Origin of the sequence: Terrabacter sp. MAHUQ-38, assembly GCF_014518425.1 — a bacterium.
Lineage (GTDB): Bacteria > Actinomycetota > Actinomycetes > Actinomycetales > Dermatophilaceae > Terrabacter.
Genome location: NZ_JACVCU010000005.1, coordinates 66,814 through 85,600 on the forward strand (window position 1 = coordinate 66,814; position 18,787 = coordinate 85,600).

The following is an 18,787-nucleotide window of genomic DNA, read 5'->3' on the forward strand; positions in this document are numbered from 1 at the left end:
ATTCGCCCCCGTGGGCGAGACCGACGACATCGAGCAGCGACCGGCCGGGCGGCCGGTCGCTGCCGTCGTCGTGGTGACCCCGCTCGCGCACCTCGACCGCGTCTTCGAGTACGCCGTCCCCGACGAGCTCGACGCCGACGCCGTCCCCGGGGCCCGGGTCCGGGTGCGCTTCTCGGGCCGCGAGCTCGACGGATTCGTCGTCGAGCGTCGGGAGCGCCCGACCCACGAGGGCCGGCTGACACCGCTGCGCCGCGTCGTGAGCCCCGAGCCGGTGCTGACGCCTGAGGTGCTCGCCCTGTGCCGCTCAGTCGCCGACAGGTATGCCGGCACGCTGAGTGACGTCCTGCGGCTGGCAGTCCCGAAGCGCCACGCCGCGGCCGAGAAGGCGCTCTCGCTCGAGTGCCCGCAGCAGGAGCCGCTCGCGGTGCCCGACCCGGGTGCCTGGACGGCATACGCGGCGGGTCCTGCCTGGCTGCGTCGGCTCTCCGCGGGCGAGGGCCCCGCGGCGGCATGGGGAGCCCTTCCGGGGCGCTCGGGGGAGGCGGACTGGCCCGCGGCCCTGGCCGTCGCCGCCGCGACCGCGCTCGCGGCGGGACGCGGTGCGCTCCTCGTCGTGCCCGACCACCGTGACGTCGAGCGGCTCGATGCAGCCCTGACCGGGCTGCTCGGCAAGGGGCGGCACGTTCGGCTCACCGCCGACCAAGGGCCCCAGGCGCGCTACACGGCATGGCTCAAGGTGCTGCGCGGGCACGTCAGGATCGTCATCGGCACCCGCGCGGCTGCCTTCGCGCCCGTGCACGACCTCGGCCTCGTCGCGTGGTGGGACGACGGCGACGACCTGCTCGCCGAGCCGCGCGCGCCCTACCACCACGTGGGGGTCGTGCTGGGACTGCGAGCCGCGGCGACGGGGGCGGCGTTGCTCACCGGCGGCTTCGCGCGCAGCCTGCGCGTCCAGGTCGACGTCGAGGCCGGCGCGATCGTCCCCGTCGACGCCGACGTGGCGACGCTTCGAGCCGCTGCGCCCCGCGTCACGATCGCGGGCGAGGGTGTCGACGAGGAGCGTGACGGGCCCGCCGCCCGCGCCCACATCCCGTCGCGGGCCTGGCGCGTCGCCAAGGACGCGCTCGTCGACGGGCCGGTGCTCGTCCAGGTGCCGCGTCGGGGCTACCTCCCCTCGCTCAGCTGCGCCGAGTGCCGCACTCCGGTCCGCTGCGCGCGTTGTCAGGGGCCGGTCGCGCTCGGCGGCTCCGGAGCGGCCCCGGCGTGCCGGTGGTGCGGCCTGCAGCTGGCGCCGCAGGGGTTCGAGTGCGGGCACTGCGGCTCGCGACGGCTCCGGTCGTCCGTCACCGGCGCGAAGCGCACGGCGGAGGAGATCGGGCGAGCCTTTCCCGGCGTCACGGTGCACACGTCCGGCTCGGGCGAGGTACTACGGGCCGTGCCGCGTGGGCCCTCGCTCGTCATCGCCACTCCCGGCGCCGAGCCGGTCGCCGAGGGCGGCTACACCGGCGTGCTGCTCCTCGATGCCTGGGCGAGCCTCGACCTCCCGGTCCTCGACGCACCCCTCGAGGCGGTGCGTCGCTGGATGGCGGCAGCCGCGCTCGCGCGGGAGGGGCGAGCCGTCGTGCTCTGCGGTGCACCCGAGGCGGTGGCGCTGCCCGCCCTGGAGGCGCTCGTCCGCTGGGACCCCACGTGGCTCGCAGCCCGAGAGCTGGCGGAACGGCGCGAGCTGGGGCTCCCGCCGGCCGCGCGGGTCGCGCAGCTGACCGGGGGTCGGCGGGCGCTCGAGGAGGCGCTCGAACAGGCCGACCTGCCGGCCAGCGCGCAGGTGCTGGGTCCGGTGCCGCTCGTCGGAGGCGCCGCCCCGCGCCGACAACCCCCCGACGGCGAGGCCTCGCGGGCGCCCGCGGACCACCACGTGCTCGTCCGGGTGCCCGCGGCCGACACCGCCACGCTGGCCCGGGCACTGCTCGCCGTCAAGGCGTTTCGTTCGGCCCGCAAGGAGACGGACGTCGTCACCGTACGCGTCGACCCGCTCGACACGTTCTGAGTCACCTCGAGAGCGTGCATGCGGCGGGCGGCCGGCCGCCATGGCAGCATGACGGCCATGTCCCCACGCGAGCTCGACATCGTCCTCTACGGCGCGACCGGTTTCGTCGGTGCGCTGACCGCAGCCCACCTCGTCCGGAACGCCGGCCCGGACATGCGCGTGGCGCTCGCGGGACGCTCGCGTCCCAAGCTCGAGGCCCTGCGGGCCGAGCTGGGCCAGGGCGCCGCGCAGTGGGAGCTCGTCGCCGTCGATGCGACGGACGCGCCCGGGCTGCGCACCCTCGCGGCGCGAACGCGGGTGCTGGCCTCCACCGTCGGCCCCTACGTCGCCCACGGCAAGGACGTCGCCCGCGCGTGCGCCGAGGAGGGCACGCACTACGCCGACCTGACCGGCGAGGTGCTGTTCGTCCGTTGGTCGCTCGACGAGCTCGACGCGAGGGCGACTGAGACCGGGGCCGCCATCGTCCACGCGTGTGGCTTCGACTCCATCCCGTCGGACCTCGGTGTCCTCATCACCGCACAGCGGGTGGCGGCGGACGGCGAGGGTGCCCTCGGAGCGACCACCCTGCTCGTCCGGTCGCTCAGAGGCGGGTTCTCGGGCGGCACCGTCGACTCGATGCGCCAGCAGGCCATCACCTCTCGGTCCACGCCCGGCGCCCGTCGCATCCTCGGTGACCCGTATGCGTTGAGTCCACGGCGCTCCGACGAGCCGCCCTCGGGACGTCGTCCGAGCTCGGGCCTGGTCGGCCGGCTGCGCCGCCTGGTGCCGATCGACCGTGACCCGGGCACCGGACGGTGGACCGGTCCCTTCGTCATGGCCTCCTTCAACACGCGCATCGTGCGTCTCTCCAACACCCTCACGGACTGGTCGTACGGCCGCGACCTCCGGTACCGCGAGGTCACCGACTTCGGGTCGGGGCCGATGTCTCCGGTCATGGCCGCAGGGATGGCCGTCGGGCTCGGTGGCCTCGTCGCCGGTCTGGCGTTGACGCCGACGCGCGCCGTCATCGACCGCTTCCTCCCCAGGCCCGGTGAGGGTCCCGGCCCGGAGGCTCAAGCGGCGGGCCGCTTCCGGCTCGAGATCCGCACCACGACGACGAACGGCGCCCGCTACCGCACACGGGTCGGCGCCGACCTCGACCCGGGCTACGGCGGTACCGCCGTGATGTTCGGCGAGACGATCCTGTCGCTCGCGCTGGACGCCGACGTGCCGAGGCGCGTCGGCGTGTGCACGCCTGCGACCGCCCTCGGGGAGGTGCTCGTCGACCGGCTCCGCGCCCAGGGTTTCACCTTCGACGTCGAGCGCGACGAGCGCGCCGGATCCGTCGCCGCCTGAGCGGGCGGCGTGAGGCTGACACCTCTCGTTGACCCCGCGGGCCTGGCATCCGGAGACTGAGTAGATCTCTCCCGAGAGCAGAGAGCCGGGCCAGGAGGGCCGGCGCAAGGGCCGCTGGACATGCCGTCTTCACGTGTGGCACCGCTGGCGCACCCACCGTTACCCCAACAGCACGGAGACCGGGGCTCGATACCAGGAGTGCATCGACTGCGGCAAGCAGCGGGACGTGCCCATCGGGCTCGGACTGGGGTGACTGACCACCTCGGAGCCTACCTCCAAAGGGATGCTTGACGGTTGAGCCGGCCGGGCTGCATACTCCCCAACATGTCTTTGGAGGAAGAGCGGATAAGCGAGCTGCGCGCCACGGCCCACCCGCTGCGGCTGGAGATGCTCTCGCTGCTGACGGGCGCGGAGCTCAGTGCCGCCGAGGTCGCCCGCGAGCTCGACGTCACGCAGGCCAACGCGAGCTACCACCTACGGCTGCTCCAGGCGGCCGGCCTGCTCGAGATCGCGGGCGAGGAGAAGGTGCGCGGGGGGAAGGCCAAGAAGTACCGCCACCCGTGGGACGCGCCGGTCGTGCGCCCGCAGGCGAACCGCGAGGAGGACCGCCTCGCCTACGTGCGGGTCCTCGCCGACATGATCCCGAGGCGGTTCGTCGAGCGAGAGCCCGGCTCGCCCGGTCGCTTCACCGACGCCGACCTCTGGGTCGAGCCGGAGGTGTGGGACCGGGTCGTCGCCCTCGTCGAGGAGGCGAGCTCGCTCATGCACGCGTCGGCGCGCCCGCCGCGCACCCAGGGGACGGTGCGAGCGGCGCTGTCCGTCGCCGCCTTCCGCCTCCGCGGCGAGAAGGCGACGGACGACGCGCGTGGGACGGTGTCGTCGTGAAGGTGCAGGAGTCGTTCGGCGCCCTGACGGACCCGCGCTTCGCGTGGTACTTCACCGCCCGCACGGTCTCGACGGCCGGAACCGTCATGGTCCCCGTCGCGCTCGCCTTCGCCGTCCTGCACATCGACCAGTCCGCCGCTGCCCTGGCCCAGGTGCTCGGCGTACGCACCCTGACGATGGTCGTCTTCCTCCTCGTCGGGGGAGTCGTCGCCGATCGCTTCTCGCGGATCGTCGTGCTGCAGGTCTCGCACGTCCTCACGTTCGTCACGCAGGCGCTCGCCGCCACCCTCATCATCAGCGGCCACGCCACCCTGACGCAGCTGACCGTCATCGAGGGCGTCAACGGCGCCGTCTCGGCCTTCACGATGCCCGCGATGATGGGCATCGTCCCGCTCGTCGTCGACCGGGCCCGGCTCCAGCAGGCCAACGCGCTGCTCTCGTTCAGCCGCAGCGGGCTGGCCATCATCGGCCCGGCCGTCGCGGGGCTGCTCGTCGTCGGCGTCGGCCCGGGCTGGGCGCTCGCGGTCAATGGCCTGACGTATGCCGTCGCCATCGTCTGCCTCACCCGCGTCGGGCTGCCGCGTCCCTCCGAGGAAGCGAGGTCGCGACGCCACGGGATGGTTCGCGATCTGCGGGAGGGGTGGAGAGAGTTCACGCGACGTGAGTGGCTCTGGGTCATCGTGCTCGCGTTCGGGCTGACGAACGCCATCCACTCCGGTGTCATCGGCGTGCTGGGGCCGCTCGTCGCGAAGTCCACCGAGGCGATCGGTGAGGCGGGCTGGGGCCTCGTGCTCAGCGTCGAGGCGCTCGGCACGGTGCTCATGACGCTCGTCATGCTGCGGCTGCGTCTGGCGCACCCGTTGCGTGCCGGCATGGTCGCGATCTGCGTGCTCGCGGTGCCGATGGCCCTGCTCGGCGTGGCCCCGGCCATCGTCCCGGTCGCCATCGGCTTCTTCCTGGCCGGCGCCGCCGGCGAGGTGTTCGGTGTCGGCTGGACCACCGCCCTGCACGAGCAGGTCCCGGTCTCGGTGCTCTCGCGCGTGTCGAGCTACGACGCGCTCGGCTCGTACGTCGCGATCCCCATCGGCACGTTCCTCTACGGCTGGCTCGCGACCATCGCCGACCTCGAGACGCTCATGCTCGTCAGCGCGGTCGTCTACGTCGTCATCTCGCTGTCCGCGCTGCTCTCACGTTCGGTCCGGGAGCTGGGCCGTACGACGGAGGAGCCCGACGAGTCCAGCGCTCGCAGTAGCGCGCCCGGCGGGGCCCGGGCCCCGAGGGGCCGGTGGCTGTCGGCCCCGAGACGTGACGGGGCCGACAGCACCAGCGTCAGCTGATGGTGACCCCGTTGTGGGCGGCGATCACCTTCTGCAGGGCCCGTGAGTCGACGAGCGTCGGGTTCGAGGACGACTGGTGCCTCCAGCCGTACGCGTAGTCCATGACCGGAGACGGAACCAGACGATCCCACTCCGCGTGCATCGCGCGCATCTGGTCAGCCGTGGGGAGGCGGTAGTAGCCGCCCGAGATCGCCTCCTGGCCGAAGGCCTGGTACACGGGGACGATGGCGCCGCGCGGGATGCCCGCGCTGAGGGCGGCGTTCACCTTGTCGGTGATCTTGCGCACCGGACAGGTCGGCGACGCGGTCGAGCACGGGTAGGGGTCCAGTCCGACCAGGTCCACATGACTGCTCGCAGGCTTGAACGCACTGTAGTCGGGGATCTTCGACAGGACGATGAACGACTTCTGGAGGCCACCGGTGCGTGACCGGATGTAGTCGGCGCGGCTCGCGAGGGCCGCGGCGCCTCCCGGGCAGTCGGCGATGTGGGGCTCGTCCGACAGGTAGTAGCCGAAGACCCTCGTGTTGGTGGCCAGCTTGTCGATCGTGGCCCGGAAGGTCGCGTCTGCCGGTGTCGGGCACTTCTGGCCCAGCCAGACCAGACCCTTGACCCCGCTGGGAAGGGTGGCGACACCCGAGACGCCGGTGTCGAAGACGTTGAACCCGAGGCCGGCGGGTGCCGTGGACCCCTGGAGGTTGGTGATGAAGTGCTTCGTGGTGCGAGAGACCGCCTGGCCGGTCTGCGGTGCGCTCGAGACGAGGAGGGCGAAGACTGCGGCGATGGTGAGGACGAGACGCTTCATCGAACGGCACCCTCCGCTCCGCCGGCGACCGGGCAGCGGTCTCGGTCAGCTCGCAGACGTGTCGACACCTGGGGGGAGGGGTTGATGGTGCGCATCGTGATCTCGCTCTCTGGTTGCGTAGAGACTGTGCAGCCTCGGAGAAGGGGGGTGAATGATCCCTAATGTCCCTGATGCGTGGGCATTCTAGGGTGTTTTCGGCATACATTGCCGGGTCGTCTCACGGCCCAGGCCAGGTGCCCGGCCGCGGGCATCTCGCCGGCGCCCCGCTGTTCCGACGGGGACGCGGCCACCTAGGATTGGCCCTGCCCGCCGGCCCAGGACTGAGGACGACACCGTGTCGATCAAGGACATCCGACTCTTCGGTGACCCCGTGCTGCGCACGCCGGCCGTCGACGTGGTCGACTTCGACAAGCAGCTCCGGGTCCTCGTCAAGGACCTCGAGGACACCATGCTCGACGCGCCCGGCGCCGGCCTGGCCGCCCCGCAGATCGGGGTCGGGTTACGGGTGTTCACCTACTGGGTCGACGGCGTGCTCGGGCACCTCGTCAACCCGGTTCTGGACCTGTCGAGCGAGGAACAGGTCGGGCCAGAGGGCTGTCTCTCGATCCCGGGTCTGGCCTTCGACACGAAGCGGGCCCTGTCGGTGGTCGCCAAGGGCCAGAACATGCACGGCGAGCCGGTCGTGCTCGAGGGCACCGAGCTGCTTGCGCGGTGCGTCCAGCACGAGACCGACCACCTCGACGGCATCCTCTTCCTGGACCGCCTCGACCCGGAGGCACGCCGTGAGGCGATGCGGGCGATCCGTGAGGCCGAGTGGTTCGCCGAGAACCCGCCCGAGGTGCGGATCAGCCCGCACTCGACCTTCGGCCGGGCGATGTGACATGAGGGTCGTCTTCGCCGGCACCCCCGAGGCGGCGGTGCCGAGCCTCGATGCGGTCGCGTCCTCGAGTCACGAGCTCGTCGCCGTCGTCACCCGCCCCGACGCCCCAGCCGGTCGTGGGCGACGGCTCGAGGCCTCTCCCGTGCGCCGACGCGCCGAGGAGCTGGGCGTTCCGGTGCTGACGCCGACCCGTGTCAAGGACCCCGTCTTCCTCGACGCCCTGCGAGAGCTCGCACCCGACGCATGCCCCGTCGTGGCCTACGGCAACCTCATCCCGACCGAGGCCCTGGCCATTCCGCGACTCGGCTGGGTCAACCTGCACTTCTCGCTGCTACCTGCCTGGCGGGGCGCGGCTCCCGTGCAGCACGCCGTCATGGCCGGCGACGAGGTCACCGGGGCGTCGACGTTCGTCATCGAGAAGGGCCTCGACACCGGGCCGGTGCTCGGCGTCATGACGGAGTCGATCCGTCCCCACGACACCGCCGGCGACCTGCTCGAGCGGCTCTCGACGGCCGGGGCGGGCCTGCTCGTCGCGACGCTCGACGGGCTCGAGTCGGGGCAGCTCGTCGCGCAGCCCCAGCCCGCCGAGGGCGTCTCGCTGGCGCCGAAGCTCGAGGTCGACGACGCGCGCATCGCCTGGGAGCGGCCGGCGCTCGCCGTCGACCGGCTCGTCCGCGGCTGCACGCCGGCCCCCGGCGCCTGGACGACCTTTCGGGGGGAGCGGCTCAAGGTGGCGCCTGTGACGGTGGCGGCCGCTGACGAGGTGTCGGGTGACAGCACCCTCGTCCCGGGCGCCCTGCTCGTGACGAAGAAGGACGTCTTCGTGGGCACCGGCACGCTGCCCGTCCGCCTCGGCACCGTGCAGCCGCACGGCAGGAGGCCGATGCCCGCGGCCGACTGGGCCCGCGGCACGCGCATCGAGGTCGGGGAGCGGGTAGGAGATGAGTGACGAGCGAGGTTCGGCCGGGCGTCAGGGAGGCCGCGACGGTGGCCGCGACGTCGGTCGCGACGGTGGCGGTCGTCGGGACGGCCGTCGGGGCGACCGCCAGCGTCCCCAGGCGCGCGAGCGGTCGGCCGGCCACCGGTCGGAGCAGCGCCCGTCCGAGCGGGCACGGCGCACGGACGCGCCGCGCCTCGCCGCGTACACGGCCATGCGCGAGGTCGCGGCCGGGGGCTACGCCAACCTCGTTCTGCCGAAGCTGTTGCGCGACAAGCAGATCCGCGGACGCGACGCCCGCTTCGCCACCGAGCTCGTCTACGGCGCGACGCGCCTGTCCGGGCTCTACGACTCGGTCATCGCCTCGGCGGCCGGGCGATCCCTCGACACCATCGACGCCAACGTGCTCGACACGTTGCGCCTCGGTGCCCACCAGCTGCTCGGCATGCGGGTGCCCACGCACGCCGCGGTCGACGAGACCGTGGCCTTGGCCCGGCAGGTCAACGGCGCCGGGGCGTCCGGCTTCGTCAACGCCGTCATGCGCCGGATCAGCGAACGTGACCCCGACGAGTGGCTCGACGTCGTCACGGAGGGCATCACCGACCCCGTCGAGCGCCTGGCGCTGCGCACGTCGCACCCGGTCTGGGTCGCCAAGGCGCTCCGCGCGGCCCTCATCGGCCACGGCGTCGCACCGGTCTCCGAGGTCCAGGCCTCGCTCGCGACCCTGCTCGAGAGCGACAACGCTCCGGCGAAGGTGTCGCTCGTCGCGCGGCCCGGACTTGCCTCGCTCGACGAGCTCGAGCACGACGGTGCCGAGCGCTCCGGGCTCAGCCCGGTCGGTGCGACGCTGCCAGAAGGCGACCCCGGCTCGATCCCCGCGGTGCGCGACGGGCGTGCCGCCGTGCAGGACGAGGGCTCGCAGCTGCTCGTCCTCGCACTTGCGTCCGCCGAGGTCCAGGGCGACGCGGCCGCGGCCGAGCGATGGCTCGACCTCTGCGCGGGACCCGGCGGCAAGGCCGGACTGCTTGCAGCCCTTGCCATCGAGCGGCGAATCCCGTTCGTGGCCAACGAGATCAGCGAGCACCGCGCCGACCTCGTCTGGCAGACCCTGGCCGCCGCACGGGCTGCCGCGCGAGACGCGGACGTGAGTCTCAAGGTGCGGCACGGCGACGGGCGGGAGCTCGGTGAGGTGGACCCGGAGGGTTTCAGCCGGGTGCTCATCGACGCCCCGTGCACCGGGCTGGGTGCGCTGCGACGCCGGCCCGAGGCCCGCTGGCGGCGCACCCCTGATGACGTCGCGGTCCTCGCCGGGCTCCAACGCGAGCTGCTGGCGTCCGGGATCGACGCGACGGCACCGGGCGGGCTGGTCGGCTACGCGACGTGCAGCCCCCACCTCAACGAGACACGGTTCGTCGTGAGCGACATCCTCAAGCGACGCGACGACGTCGAGCTCGTCGACGCGCGAGGACTGTTCGTCAACGCCGGCGGCCGCGAGCTGAGCAGCCTCGGGGAGGGTCCGTTCGTCCAGCTGTGGCCACACCTGCACGGCACCGACGCGATGTTCTTCGCCCTGCTGCGCAAGCGCTGAGCCGTCCCGAAACTCGCTGGCCGGCCGACGCTTTGGGTGGGCAGGGTGGAGGCATGACGGCATACCCGATGGACGACCTCGTGCCCAGCCCCTTCGACGAGAGCGTGGCGCCGACGTACGACGAGGGGTCCGCCCACATGTTCGACGCAGCCGTGCTGGGGCCGACCGTCGACGTGCTGCACGAGCTCGCAGGGGAGGGCCCGGCGCTGGAGCTCGCCATCGGCACCGGTCGGGTGGCTCTGCCGCTGCGCGCGCGTGGGGTGGAGGTCCACGGCATCGACTTCTCGGAGGCCATGGTCGCCGAGCTGCGGCGCAAACCCGGCGGCGACCGTCTGCCCGTGGTCGTTGGCGACATGACGACGACGCGCGTCGGCAGCGGCTACCAGGTGGCGTACCTCGTCTACAACACGATCACCAACCTCCTGACGCAGGACGACCAGGTCGAGTGCTTCCGCACCGTCGCGGAGCAGCTCGCTCCCGGAGGCTGTTTCGTCGTCGAGGTCTTCGTCCCGCAGCTGCGTCGGATGCCACCGGGACAGAGCGCGGTGCCCTTCCACGTGGGGGAGCGACACGTCGGCTTCGACACCGTCGACGTCGTCTCGCAGCGCTCTGTGTCGCACCACTACACCCGTGCGGGGGTGGATGCGCAAGGACGTGCACTGGCGACGTACGAGGCGTCGGCGCACCGCTACGTGTGGCCCTCGGAGCTCGACCTCATGGCCCGGATCGCCGGCCTGACGCTGCGGGACCGATGGGCGGACTGGACGAAGGCCCCCTTCACGGCAGAGTCCGAGTCGCACGTGTCGGTCTGGTCGAAGCCCGCCGACTGACCGCCTCTAGGCTGTGCGCGTGCAGATCTCACCGAGCATCCTGTCCGCCGACTTCGCCAACCTCGAGGCAGAGCTCGGGCGCATCGCGAACGCCGACTGGGCGCACGTCGACGTCATGGACGCCCACTTCGTCCCGAACCTCACCCTCGGGCTGCCCGTCGTGGAGGCCCTGGTCAAGGTGAGCCCCATCCCGATCGACGCGCACCTCATGATCGAGGACCCCGACCGGTGGGCGCCGCGGTATGCCGAGGCCGGATGCCAGTCGGTGACCTTCCACGTGGAGGCCGCCCGGGAGCCGAGGACGCTGGCCCGGACGCTGCGCGCGGCGGGGGCGCGGGCCTCGATGGCCATCAAGCCGGGCACCGACTTCGGCCCGTACGAGGAGCTGCTCCCCGAGGTCGACATGGTGCTCGTCATGACGGTCGAGCCGGGTTTCGGCGGCCAGTCGTTCATGGCCGACCAGATGCCGAAGGTGCGCCAGGTGCGCGAGGCCGTGCGCAAGCACGGGGGCGAGATCTGGATCCAGGTCGACGGCGGCGTCAGCGCCGACACCATCGAGCTGTGCGCCGATGCCGGGGCCGACGTCTTCGTGGCGGGCTCTGCGGTCTACGGCGCCGAGGACGCGGCCGCTGCCGTCGAGGAGCTGCGCGCGCTGGCCACCTCCCACCGCCACTGAGCCGGCCCGTCGCGTCGATGCGATCGCTCGCCGGGGTGCTCGTTCGTCGTCGTGGTGGCCGTCACGTGGTCACGGTGTGCGGCGCCGGTTGATGCGGGTGCATACTGGCTCTACGTGCTCCGGGGTCGGTGTAATTCCGAGCCGGCGGTTACAGTCCGCGACCCGACCGCATCCAGCGGCCGGTTGACCTGGTGAAACTCCAGGACCGACGGTGAAAGTCCGGATGGGAGGCAGCACGAGGCAGGCCAGGCTCGCTCGCGAGTCGCGCCGACCTCGCGACACGAGCGACGGTTCCGACCGGCTCGTGCCGCTCGGGTCGGGGCACCGGTCCGCGCAGAGTGTTCCCCGGAGTTCGTCCGTGCACCCGACGAATGACCAAGGACGAACACCCTCATGCAGGCTCTTGCTCTCGCGGACCACGCGAAGAACGTCTTCCAGCAGACCCTCGACGCGTCCATACCGATCGGCCCCTACCAGCTGCACTGGACCGAGCTCGTCGCCGTCCTGATCGGCCTCGCCTCGGCGTACCTCGGCATGCGCCGGTGGGTGTGGGCCTGGCCGGTCGGCATCATCGCCAACGTCATGCTCTTCTTCGTGTACCTCGGGGCCCTCTTCGGTGCCGACGAGCGGGTCCCGCTCTTCGGGCAGGCCGGCCGCCAGGTCTTCTTCATCCTCACGAGCCTCTACGGCTGGTGGCGCTGGTCGCAGGTGCGCCGGCTCAACCACGCCGACGACGCGAGCGGGGCCGCCATCACTCCGCGGTGGGCCACGGTCCGTGAGCGCACGGGCGTCCTCGTCTTCTGGCTCGTCGGGACCGTCGTGGTCCACCAGGTCTTCGTCTGGCTCTGGAGCCTCGCGCCGAACCCGTTCTTCACGCCGGAGTGGTGGTTCTACTGGTGCGACGCCTGGATCTTCGTCGGCTCGATCGTCGCCACCTACGCCATGGCGCGCGGCTGGAACGAGTTCTGGCTCGCCTGGATCGGCGTCGACCTCGTCGGGGTCCCGTTCGGGTTCGCGACGAACTACGTGCCCACCGCGGTGCTCTACTCCTTCTACGGCCTGTTCGTGGTGTACGGCTTCACGCAGTGGGTCAAGGCGTCGCGGCTCGAGAAGCCCGACGCCGAGCCCCAGCTCGCCGGGACGGCGACGAGCTGACCCATGGGAGACACGGCCGCACCGGCCTGGATGCGGCGAGCGCTCCAGCTCGCCGCGGCGGGACCATGGCCCGACGCCAACCCACGCGTCGGGTGCGTGCTCGTGGCGTCCGACGGCACCGTCGTCGGTGAGGGCTTCCATCACGGCGCGGGCACGCCCCACGCCGAGGTCGAGGCGTTGCAGGCGGCGGGCGACGCGGCCCGAGGGGCCACGGCCTACGTGACGCTCGAGCCGTGCTCGCACACCGGTCGCACCGGCCCCTGCTCCGACGCCCTGCTCCGTGCGGGCGTCGTGCGGGTGGTCTTCGCACAGTCGGACCCGAACGTGGATGCTGCCGGGGGAGCCGAGCGACTCCACGCCGCAGGCGTCCAGGTCACCGGGGGTGTGCTCGCCGACGAGGCGGCCGCGCTCAACGACCGCTGGGCCCGCACGGTCGCGCTCGGACGCCCGCTCGTGACCTGGAAGCTCGCGACGACCCTCGACGGGCGCAGCGCCGCCGCCGACGGCAGCAGCCAGTGGATCACCGGCGAGGCCGCCCGCGCCGACGTCCACCTGCTCCGTGCGAGCCGCGACGCCGTTCTCGTCGGCACCGGCACCGTCCTCGCGGACGACCCGCGCCTCACCGTGCGTATGCCGGACGGCGCGCCCGCCGAGAGACAGCCTGTCCGCGTCGTGATGGGTCTTCGTGACGTCCCTCCCGCTGCTCGCCTGCGCGATGCACCCGGAGAGGTCGTCCACCTCGCGACGCACGAGCCCCGGGAGGCCCTGGAGGCCCTGTGGGTCAAGGGGATCCGTGACGTATGGCTCGAGGGCGGCCCGACGCTCGCCGCAGCGTTCCTCCGCGCTGGTCTCGTGGACGACGTCTACGCGTACGTTGCCCCGGCCCTGCTCGGCTCAGGCAGCGCAGCCGTGGCTGACCTCGGTATCGGGTCCATCGAGGGGCTCCAGCGCCTCGAGCTCGTCGACGTCGAGGTCGTCGGGGGAGACGTGCGCATCCATGCCGAGGTGCCGACCGGCGGACCGACCCGCGCCGAGAACCCGACCCATCACACCGCCGACCACACCACGCACAACGACAGCGAGCACGAGCCAGCCGTCAGCCGCTGACGCGAGAAACCTGAGGAGACAGTCATGTTCACCGGAATCGTCGAGGAGCTCGGCACCGTCTCGGCCATCGAGCACGGCGCCGGGTCCGCCGTGCTCCGCATCGACGGGCCCGTCGTCGTGAGCGATGCGACGCACGGCGCCTCGATCGCCGTCAACGGCGTCTGTCTCACCGTCACCGAGCACGACGCGAGGGGCTTCACCGTGGACGTCATGGCCGAGACGCTCGAGCGCAGCAGCCTCGGCTCCCTGGCGCCCGGCGACCGCGTCAACCTCGAGCGCGCCATGCCCGCCGACGGCCGGTTCGGCGGCCACGTCGTCCAGGGGCACGTCGACGGCACCGCGACCATCACGGCGCGTACGCCCGGCGACCGCTGGGAGACGGTCGACTTCACCCTCCCACCCGGCCTCGCGGCATACGTCGTCGAGAAGGGCTCCATCACGGTCGACGGGGTCTCGCTCACCGTGGCGCACGTGGCTGACGACGCCTTCGGGGTGTCTCTCATCCCGACGACGCTCGCCCTGACGACCTTGGGGCACAAGGGCGTCGGCGACGTCGTCAACCTCGAGGTCGACGTCATCGCCAAGTACGTCGAACGACTGCTCACCCACCGACAGGAGGTCGCGCCATGACCACCCTCTCGACCATCGAGTCGGCCCTCGAGGCTCTCCAGGGCGGTCGTCCCGTCCTGGTCCTCGACGACGAGGACCGAGAGAACGAAGGGGACCTCGTCCTCGCCGCGGAGACCGCGACCGAGGACTGGATGGCCTGGACGATCCGGCACTCGTCCGGCTACCTCTGCGCGCCGATGCCCGCCGAGGTCGCCGACCGGCTCGAGCTGCCGCTCATGGTCGCCGACAACCGGGACCCTCTCCGCACGGCGTACACGGTCTCGGTCGACGCAGCCGCTGGCGTGACGACCGGCATCAGCGCCGCTGACCGCCTGCGCACCGTGCAGGTGCTCGCAGACGTCGACTCCACTCCTGCCGACCTCATCCGACCCGGCCACATCCTGCCGCTTCGAGCCCGTCACGGTGGCGTCCTGACCCGTCCCGGGCACACCGAGGCGGCCGTCGACCTCACCCGCCTCGCGGGGCTCTCGCCCGTCGGAGTCATCGGCGAGCTCGTCCACGACGACGGCACGATGATGCGTTTCGACGCCGTCGTGGAGCTGGCACACGAGTTCGGCCTCCCGGTCATCACCATCGAGCAGCTCATCGACCACCGACAACGCCTCGACCGCGTCGAGCGGCTCGCGACGACCCGGATCCCGACGGTCCACGGCACGTTCACCGCGCACGGCTACCGTGACACGCTGACCGGCGACGAGCACGTCGCACTCGTCAGCCCGCGCGGCCTGCAGGGCCTGAGCCGCTCCGGACCCGTCCTGACCCGGCTGCACTCCGAGTGCCTCACGGGTGACGCGTTCGGCTCGCTGCGCTGCGACTGCGGCCCGCAGCTCCAGTCGGCACTCTCGCGGGTCGGTCGCGAGGGCGGCGTCGTCGTCTACCTCGGCGGGCACGAGGGACGCGGCGTCGGGCTCGTCGACAAGCTGCGCGCGTACGCCCAGCAGGACCGCGGGGCCGACACCGTCGACGCCCAGACGGCGCTCGGGCTTCCCGTCGACGCGCGGGAGTACGCCGCCGGCGCGGCCATCCTGCACGACCTCGACGCCACGCAGGTCGTGCTCCTGACGAACAACCCCACCAAGGTCTCGGCGCTGCGCCACCTCGGCCTCGACGTCGTCGCGGTCGAGCGGCTGCACGGGCCGATGGGCGAGGACAACGAGCAGTACCTCATCACCAAGCGCGAGCGCATGGGCCACGACATCCCGGTCACGAGCGACCGGCACGGCAAGGAGACGGCATGAAGGACGGCGCCCCCACCATCACGACCGACGGCACCGGACTGCGTGTCGCGGTCGTCGCCGCGAGCTGGCACGACCAGGTCATGGGCGGCCTGCTCGACGGCGCGCGTCGCGGTCTCGCTGACGCGGGTGTGACCGACGTCGACGTCGTCCGGGTCCCGGGCACGTTCGAGCTGCCCGTCGCGTGCGCGGCCCTCGCCGGACGCTACGACGCGCTCGTCGCCCTCGGCGTCGTCATCCGCGGGGGCACGCCCCACTTCGAGTACGTCTGCCAGGCGGCCACCGTCGGCCTCACCGACGTGTCGGTGCGCACCGCGACCCCCGTCGGCTTCGGCGTCCTCACGTGTGACGACGAACAGCAGGCGATCGACCGGGCGGGCCTGCCCGGCTCCGCCGAGGACAAGGGCCACGAGGCCGCCACCGCAGCCGTCGCCACCGTCGTCGCGCTCCGTGCGGTCACAAGCCGCGTCGCCACCAGTTGAGCGCCGGTGAGCCCGTCGCCGGGCGGCCCGTAGGGTGGTCCACCGTGAAGAGCTTTGAGCAGCTGTATGCCGAGCTGGCCGAGAAGGCGCTGACGCGGCCCGAGGGTTCGGGCACCGTGGCGCAGCTCGACGCCGGCGTGCACGCCATCGGCAAGAAGATCGTGGAGGAGGCGGCCGAGGTCTGGATGGCCGCCGAGTACCAGTCGACCGACGAGGCGGCCGAGGAGATCAGCCAGCTGCTCTACCATCTCCAGGTCCTCATGATCGCCAAGGGCATCTCGCTCGACGACGTCTACACCCACCTCTGAGGATCCCGACTCCCATGCTGCGAATCGCCGTGCCCAACAAGGGCGCCCTGTCCGACGCCACCGTCGAGCTGCTACGCGAGGCGGGCTACCGCACGCGCCGCGACACGAAGGAGCTCGTCGTCACCGACGCCGAGAACGACGTCGAGTTCTTCTACCTCCGTCCGCGCGACATCGCCGTCTACGTCGGCTCCGGCACCGTCGACGCCGGTGTGACGGGCCGCGACCTGCTCCTCGACTCCGGGTCATCGGCCGTCGAGGTCATGGAGCTCGGCTTCGGCGCGTCGACCTTCCGGTACGCCGGCAAGCCCGGTCACGTCGGCACCGTCGACGACATCGCGGGCAAGCGCGTCGCCACGTCGTATGCCGGTCTCGTCCGCGCCGACCTCGACGCCCGCGGGCTGTCGGCAGACGTCGTGCGCCTCGACGGCGCCGTCGAGACGGCCATCACCCTCGGGGTCGCCGACTGCATCGCCGATGTCGTCGAGACCGGGACCACCCTGCGCCAGCAGGGCCTCGAAGTCTTCGGTGACCCGATCCTGCGCTCCGAGGCCGTCCTCATCCGCGGCGACCGTCCCGGCGAGGCCCAGGCCATCGAGGTGCTCCAGCGCCGCGTCGCCGGCGTCATCACCGCCCGCACCTACGTCATGCTCGACTACGACTGCCCGAAGGAGCTCGTCGACCGCGCCTGCGAGCTGACACCGGGGCTCGAGTCGCCCACGGTCTCGCCGATGCAGGACGAGGCCTGGGTCGCCGTGCGTGCCATGGTGCCCCGCGTCGGGCGCAACCGCCTCATGGACGAGCTGTACGACCTCGGCGCCCGTGCCATCCTCGTCACCGACATCGCCGCCTGCCGGCTCTGACCGGCACGGCGCGAGAACGGACGTGAGCAGGTGACCGAGCAGACCGGGCCGTCGTCCACCGACGCGTTGGCTCCGTTCCGGCCCAAGCGTGGTCGTGCGGTGGCGCTCGGCGTCGTCTGGACCTCGCTCGCGGTGTTCGGAGTCATCGCCGCCGTCATGCCGGCGCAAGCCGACGGCCGCTGGGGCCTCGGTGACCGGCTCATGTTCTTCGGCCTCGGGGTGGCGATCGCCTTCATCGCCTGGCGCTACGCCTCGATCGTCGCGGTGCCGAGCCGCGAGGGACTCGTCGTGCGCAACCTCGTCCTGACCCGCTCGCTCGAGTGGCCCGAGATCGTGGCGATCCAGTTCGGCGGTGGTGAGCCGTGGGTGACGCTCGACCTCGAGGAGGGCGACACCGTCGCGGTCATGGCGATCCAGAAGGCTGACGGTCCCGTGGCGGGGCGGGAGGCCTCCCGGCTCGCCGCGCTGGTCCAGGCCTTCGGCGAGGCGGCAGAGCCGCGCCGTCCCGAGGACCTGCGGTGACCGCCGACGCCGCAGACCCCAGCGACCGCAGCGACCCCAGCGACCGCAGGGACCCGACGGGGTCGGCCGGCCCCACGCCGGACCGGATGCGTCACGCCCTCGGGCACTTCGCGACCGGTGTCACGATCGTCACGGGGTTCGCCGAGGGCGGCGAACCCGTCGGGTTCGCGTGCCAGTCGTTCGCCTCCGTCTCGCTCCACCCGCCGCTCGTCCTCTTCTGCGCGGACCACCGGGGACGGTCGTGGCCGCGGATGCGCGAGGAGGGTCGCTTCACCGTCAACGTCCTGGGCCACGAACAGCGCGACCTCATCGGTCGCTTCGGCTCGACCTCGGGCGCTCGGTTCGACGGCCTCGACTGGGCGCCGTCGGCCCTGGGCGGCCCGAGCCTTCCCGGCGTGCTCATGCGGGTGCACTGCACGGTCGAGCAGGTCCACGTCGCCGGAGACCACGACGTCGTCATCGGTCGCGTGCGCGACCTCGAGGACGGCGAGTCCGGCCGGCCGATGCTCTTCTACCGGGGCCGTTTCACCGTCACCGAGAGGCGTGCGCCATCGGGGGCCGACGACGGCGCCCCGCCGATGGACGACTACTGGGGCTGAGCCCCGCTCGCTCTGTCGGGGCGCACTGCTCCCCGGCGCGCGTCGGTGCGGGCGACGAGCCCCTCCCACGACCAGTGCGGCAGCGTCAGCCCGTCCGGTACGTCGTCGCGCGACCCGTGGTAGGTGGCCATGTAGCCGGTCGCCCACGTGAAGTACCCGACGAGCGCATCGCGTACGTCAGGGTCACGGGCCAGACCCACGTCGTCCACCGCGCTCTCGAAGCAGGCAACCGCGCGCCGGTCCATCTCGCGGTGCTCACCGTTGCCCGAGTGCATCCGCACGACGCCGGTCTCGGTCCCGATCGAGCCACTGTAGGCAGGCGGGCCGCCGAGCGCCTCGGCCCAGTACGCGGCAAGCCGCTCGGTGTGGTCGCGGTGGAAGCCGTGCGAGAAGGCATGCGACACAACGGGATCGGCCATACAACGCTCGTGCCAGGCGTGCGCCAGCCCGATGAGCCCTCCCATGCCGCCGACGGCGTCGTAGATGCTGGAGGCCATCGACGCAGGCTCCCACCTCGCGGGCGGTGCCGACAAGGCCCGGGAGCCGGGGCAGTGTGGGTTCCGGGCCTTGTC

General features: G+C 72.3%; 20 protein-coding genes and 1 riboswitch. Of the genes, 18 read left to right on the top strand and 2 right to left on the bottom strand.

Features of this window, described 5'->3' with window-relative positions:
* The first annotated feature begins 10 nt into the window (after positions 1-10).
* The 4 genes from H9I49_RS18350 to H9I49_RS18365 all read left to right on the top strand — a co-directional run bounded on the left by H9I49_RS18350 (position 11) and on the right by H9I49_RS18365 (position 5,604).
* Entirely contained in the window at positions 11-2,047 is a 2,037-nt protein-coding gene (locus H9I49_RS18350) for a primosome assembly protein PriA (protein WP_370587649.1), read from the top strand.
* A 57-nt stretch (positions 2,048-2,104) separates the two neighbouring features.
* A complete protein-coding gene (locus tag H9I49_RS18355; protein WP_223128916.1) occupies positions 2,105-3,382 on the top strand; it encodes a trans-acting enoyl reductase family protein in 1,278 nt (425 codons plus the stop codon).
* Between the two features lie 324 nt (positions 3,383-3,706).
* Positions 3,707-4,267 (top strand): transcriptional regulator, encoded by a 561-nt coding sequence (locus tag H9I49_RS18360; RefSeq protein ID WP_188031848.1) that lies wholly within the window; start codon positions 3,707-3,709, stop codon positions 4,265-4,267.
* Positions 4,264-5,604 (top strand): MFS transporter, encoded by a 1,341-nt coding sequence (locus H9I49_RS18365; protein WP_188031849.1) that lies wholly within the window; start codon positions 4,264-4,266, stop codon positions 5,602-5,604. Before H9I49_RS18360 ends, H9I49_RS18365 begins: the two co-directional genes overlap by 4 nt.
* Here the strand turns inward: H9I49_RS18365 and H9I49_RS18370 are convergent.
* Positions 5,597-6,406 (bottom strand): hypothetical protein, encoded by an 810-nt coding sequence (locus H9I49_RS18370; RefSeq protein ID WP_188031850.1) that lies wholly within the window; start codon positions 6,404-6,406, stop codon positions 5,597-5,599. The genes H9I49_RS18365 and H9I49_RS18370 overlap by 8 nt on opposite strands.
* Before the next feature lie 334 nt (positions 6,407-6,740).
* On the opposite strand from H9I49_RS18370, the gene def reads away from it, so the two are divergent.
* The 14 genes from def (at position 6,741) to H9I49_RS18440 (ending at position 18,215) form a co-directional block, all read left to right on the top strand.
* Positions 6,741-7,286, top strand: a complete 546-nt coding sequence (def, locus tag H9I49_RS18375; RefSeq protein ID WP_188031851.1) for a peptide deformylase — start codon at positions 6,741-6,743, stop codon at positions 7,284-7,286.
* A 1-nt stretch (position 7,287) separates the two neighbouring features.
* On the top strand, positions 7,288-8,235 hold the full coding sequence (gene fmt / locus H9I49_RS18380) for a methionyl-tRNA formyltransferase (RefSeq protein ID WP_188031852.1): 948 nt from the start codon (positions 7,288-7,290) through the stop codon (positions 8,233-8,235).
* A complete protein-coding gene (locus H9I49_RS18385) occupies positions 8,228-9,811 on the top strand; it encodes an RsmB/NOP family class I SAM-dependent RNA methyltransferase (RefSeq protein WP_188031853.1) in 1,584 nt (527 codons plus the stop codon). The genes fmt and H9I49_RS18385 overlap by 8 nt, the downstream gene beginning before the upstream one ends.
* Before the next feature lie 53 nt (positions 9,812-9,864).
* On the top strand, positions 9,865-10,641 hold the full coding sequence (locus H9I49_RS18390) for a class I SAM-dependent methyltransferase (protein WP_188031854.1): 777 nt from the start codon (positions 9,865-9,867) through the stop codon (positions 10,639-10,641).
* A gap of 19 nt (positions 10,642-10,660) precedes the next feature.
* Positions 10,661-11,317: a ribulose-phosphate 3-epimerase gene (gene rpe, locus H9I49_RS18395; protein WP_188031855.1), complete on the top strand. Its 657-nt coding sequence runs from the start codon at positions 10,661-10,663 to the stop codon at positions 11,315-11,317.
* A gap of 111 nt (positions 11,318-11,428) precedes the next feature.
* Positions 11,429-11,557, top strand: a riboswitch (FMN riboswitch).
* A gap of 153 nt (positions 11,558-11,710) precedes the next feature.
* Positions 11,711-12,472, top strand: a complete 762-nt coding sequence (locus H9I49_RS18400; protein ID WP_188031856.1) for a nicotinamide mononucleotide transporter family protein — start codon at positions 11,711-11,713, stop codon at positions 12,470-12,472.
* 3 nt (positions 12,473-12,475) lie between these two features.
* The gene (gene ribD, locus H9I49_RS18405) at positions 12,476-13,579 is read left to right on the top strand and encodes a bifunctional diaminohydroxyphosphoribosylaminopyrimidine deaminase/5-amino-6-(5-phosphoribosylamino)uracil reductase RibD (RefSeq protein ID WP_188031857.1); all 1,104 of its coding nucleotides are present in this window, start codon (positions 12,476-12,478) and stop codon (positions 13,577-13,579) included.
* A 24-nt stretch (positions 13,580-13,603) separates the two neighbouring features.
* Positions 13,604-14,209, top strand: coding sequence for a riboflavin synthase (locus H9I49_RS18410; RefSeq protein ID WP_188031858.1), 606 nt, complete (start codon positions 13,604-13,606; stop codon positions 14,207-14,209).
* The gene (ribB, locus tag H9I49_RS18415) at positions 14,206-15,447 is read left to right on the top strand and encodes a 3,4-dihydroxy-2-butanone-4-phosphate synthase (protein ID WP_188031859.1); all 1,242 of its coding nucleotides are present in this window, start codon (positions 14,206-14,208) and stop codon (positions 15,445-15,447) included. Before H9I49_RS18410 ends, ribB begins: the two co-directional genes overlap by 4 nt.
* Positions 15,444-15,926, top strand: a complete 483-nt coding sequence (gene ribH / locus H9I49_RS18420) for a 6,7-dimethyl-8-ribityllumazine synthase (protein ID WP_188031860.1) — start codon at positions 15,444-15,446, stop codon at positions 15,924-15,926. Before ribB ends, ribH begins: the two co-directional genes overlap by 4 nt.
* A gap of 44 nt (positions 15,927-15,970) precedes the next feature.
* On the top strand, positions 15,971-16,234 hold the full coding sequence (locus tag H9I49_RS18425; protein ID WP_188031861.1) for a phosphoribosyl-ATP diphosphatase: 264 nt from the start codon (positions 15,971-15,973) through the stop codon (positions 16,232-16,234).
* Between the two features lie 14 nt (positions 16,235-16,248).
* Positions 16,249-17,094 (top strand): ATP phosphoribosyltransferase, encoded by an 846-nt coding sequence (gene hisG, locus H9I49_RS18430; RefSeq protein ID WP_188031862.1) that lies wholly within the window; start codon positions 16,249-16,251, stop codon positions 17,092-17,094.
* Between the two features lie 30 nt (positions 17,095-17,124).
* The gene (locus H9I49_RS18435; protein WP_188031863.1) at positions 17,125-17,616 is read left to right on the top strand and encodes a PH domain-containing protein; all 492 of its coding nucleotides are present in this window, start codon (positions 17,125-17,127) and stop codon (positions 17,614-17,616) included.
* The gene (locus H9I49_RS18440) at positions 17,613-18,215 is read left to right on the top strand and encodes a flavin reductase family protein (protein WP_370587650.1); all 603 of its coding nucleotides are present in this window, start codon (positions 17,613-17,615) and stop codon (positions 18,213-18,215) included. The genes H9I49_RS18435 and H9I49_RS18440 overlap by 4 nt, the downstream gene beginning before the upstream one ends.
* On the opposite strand, the gene H9I49_RS18445 is transcribed toward H9I49_RS18440, so the two are convergent.
* Positions 18,203-18,712: a group II truncated hemoglobin gene (locus H9I49_RS18445; protein WP_188031864.1), complete on the bottom strand. Its 510-nt coding sequence runs from the start codon at positions 18,710-18,712 to the stop codon at positions 18,203-18,205. The two genes, H9I49_RS18440 and H9I49_RS18445, sit on opposite strands and share 13 nt — an antisense overlap.
* Positions 18,713-18,787: the final 75 nt, after the last annotated feature.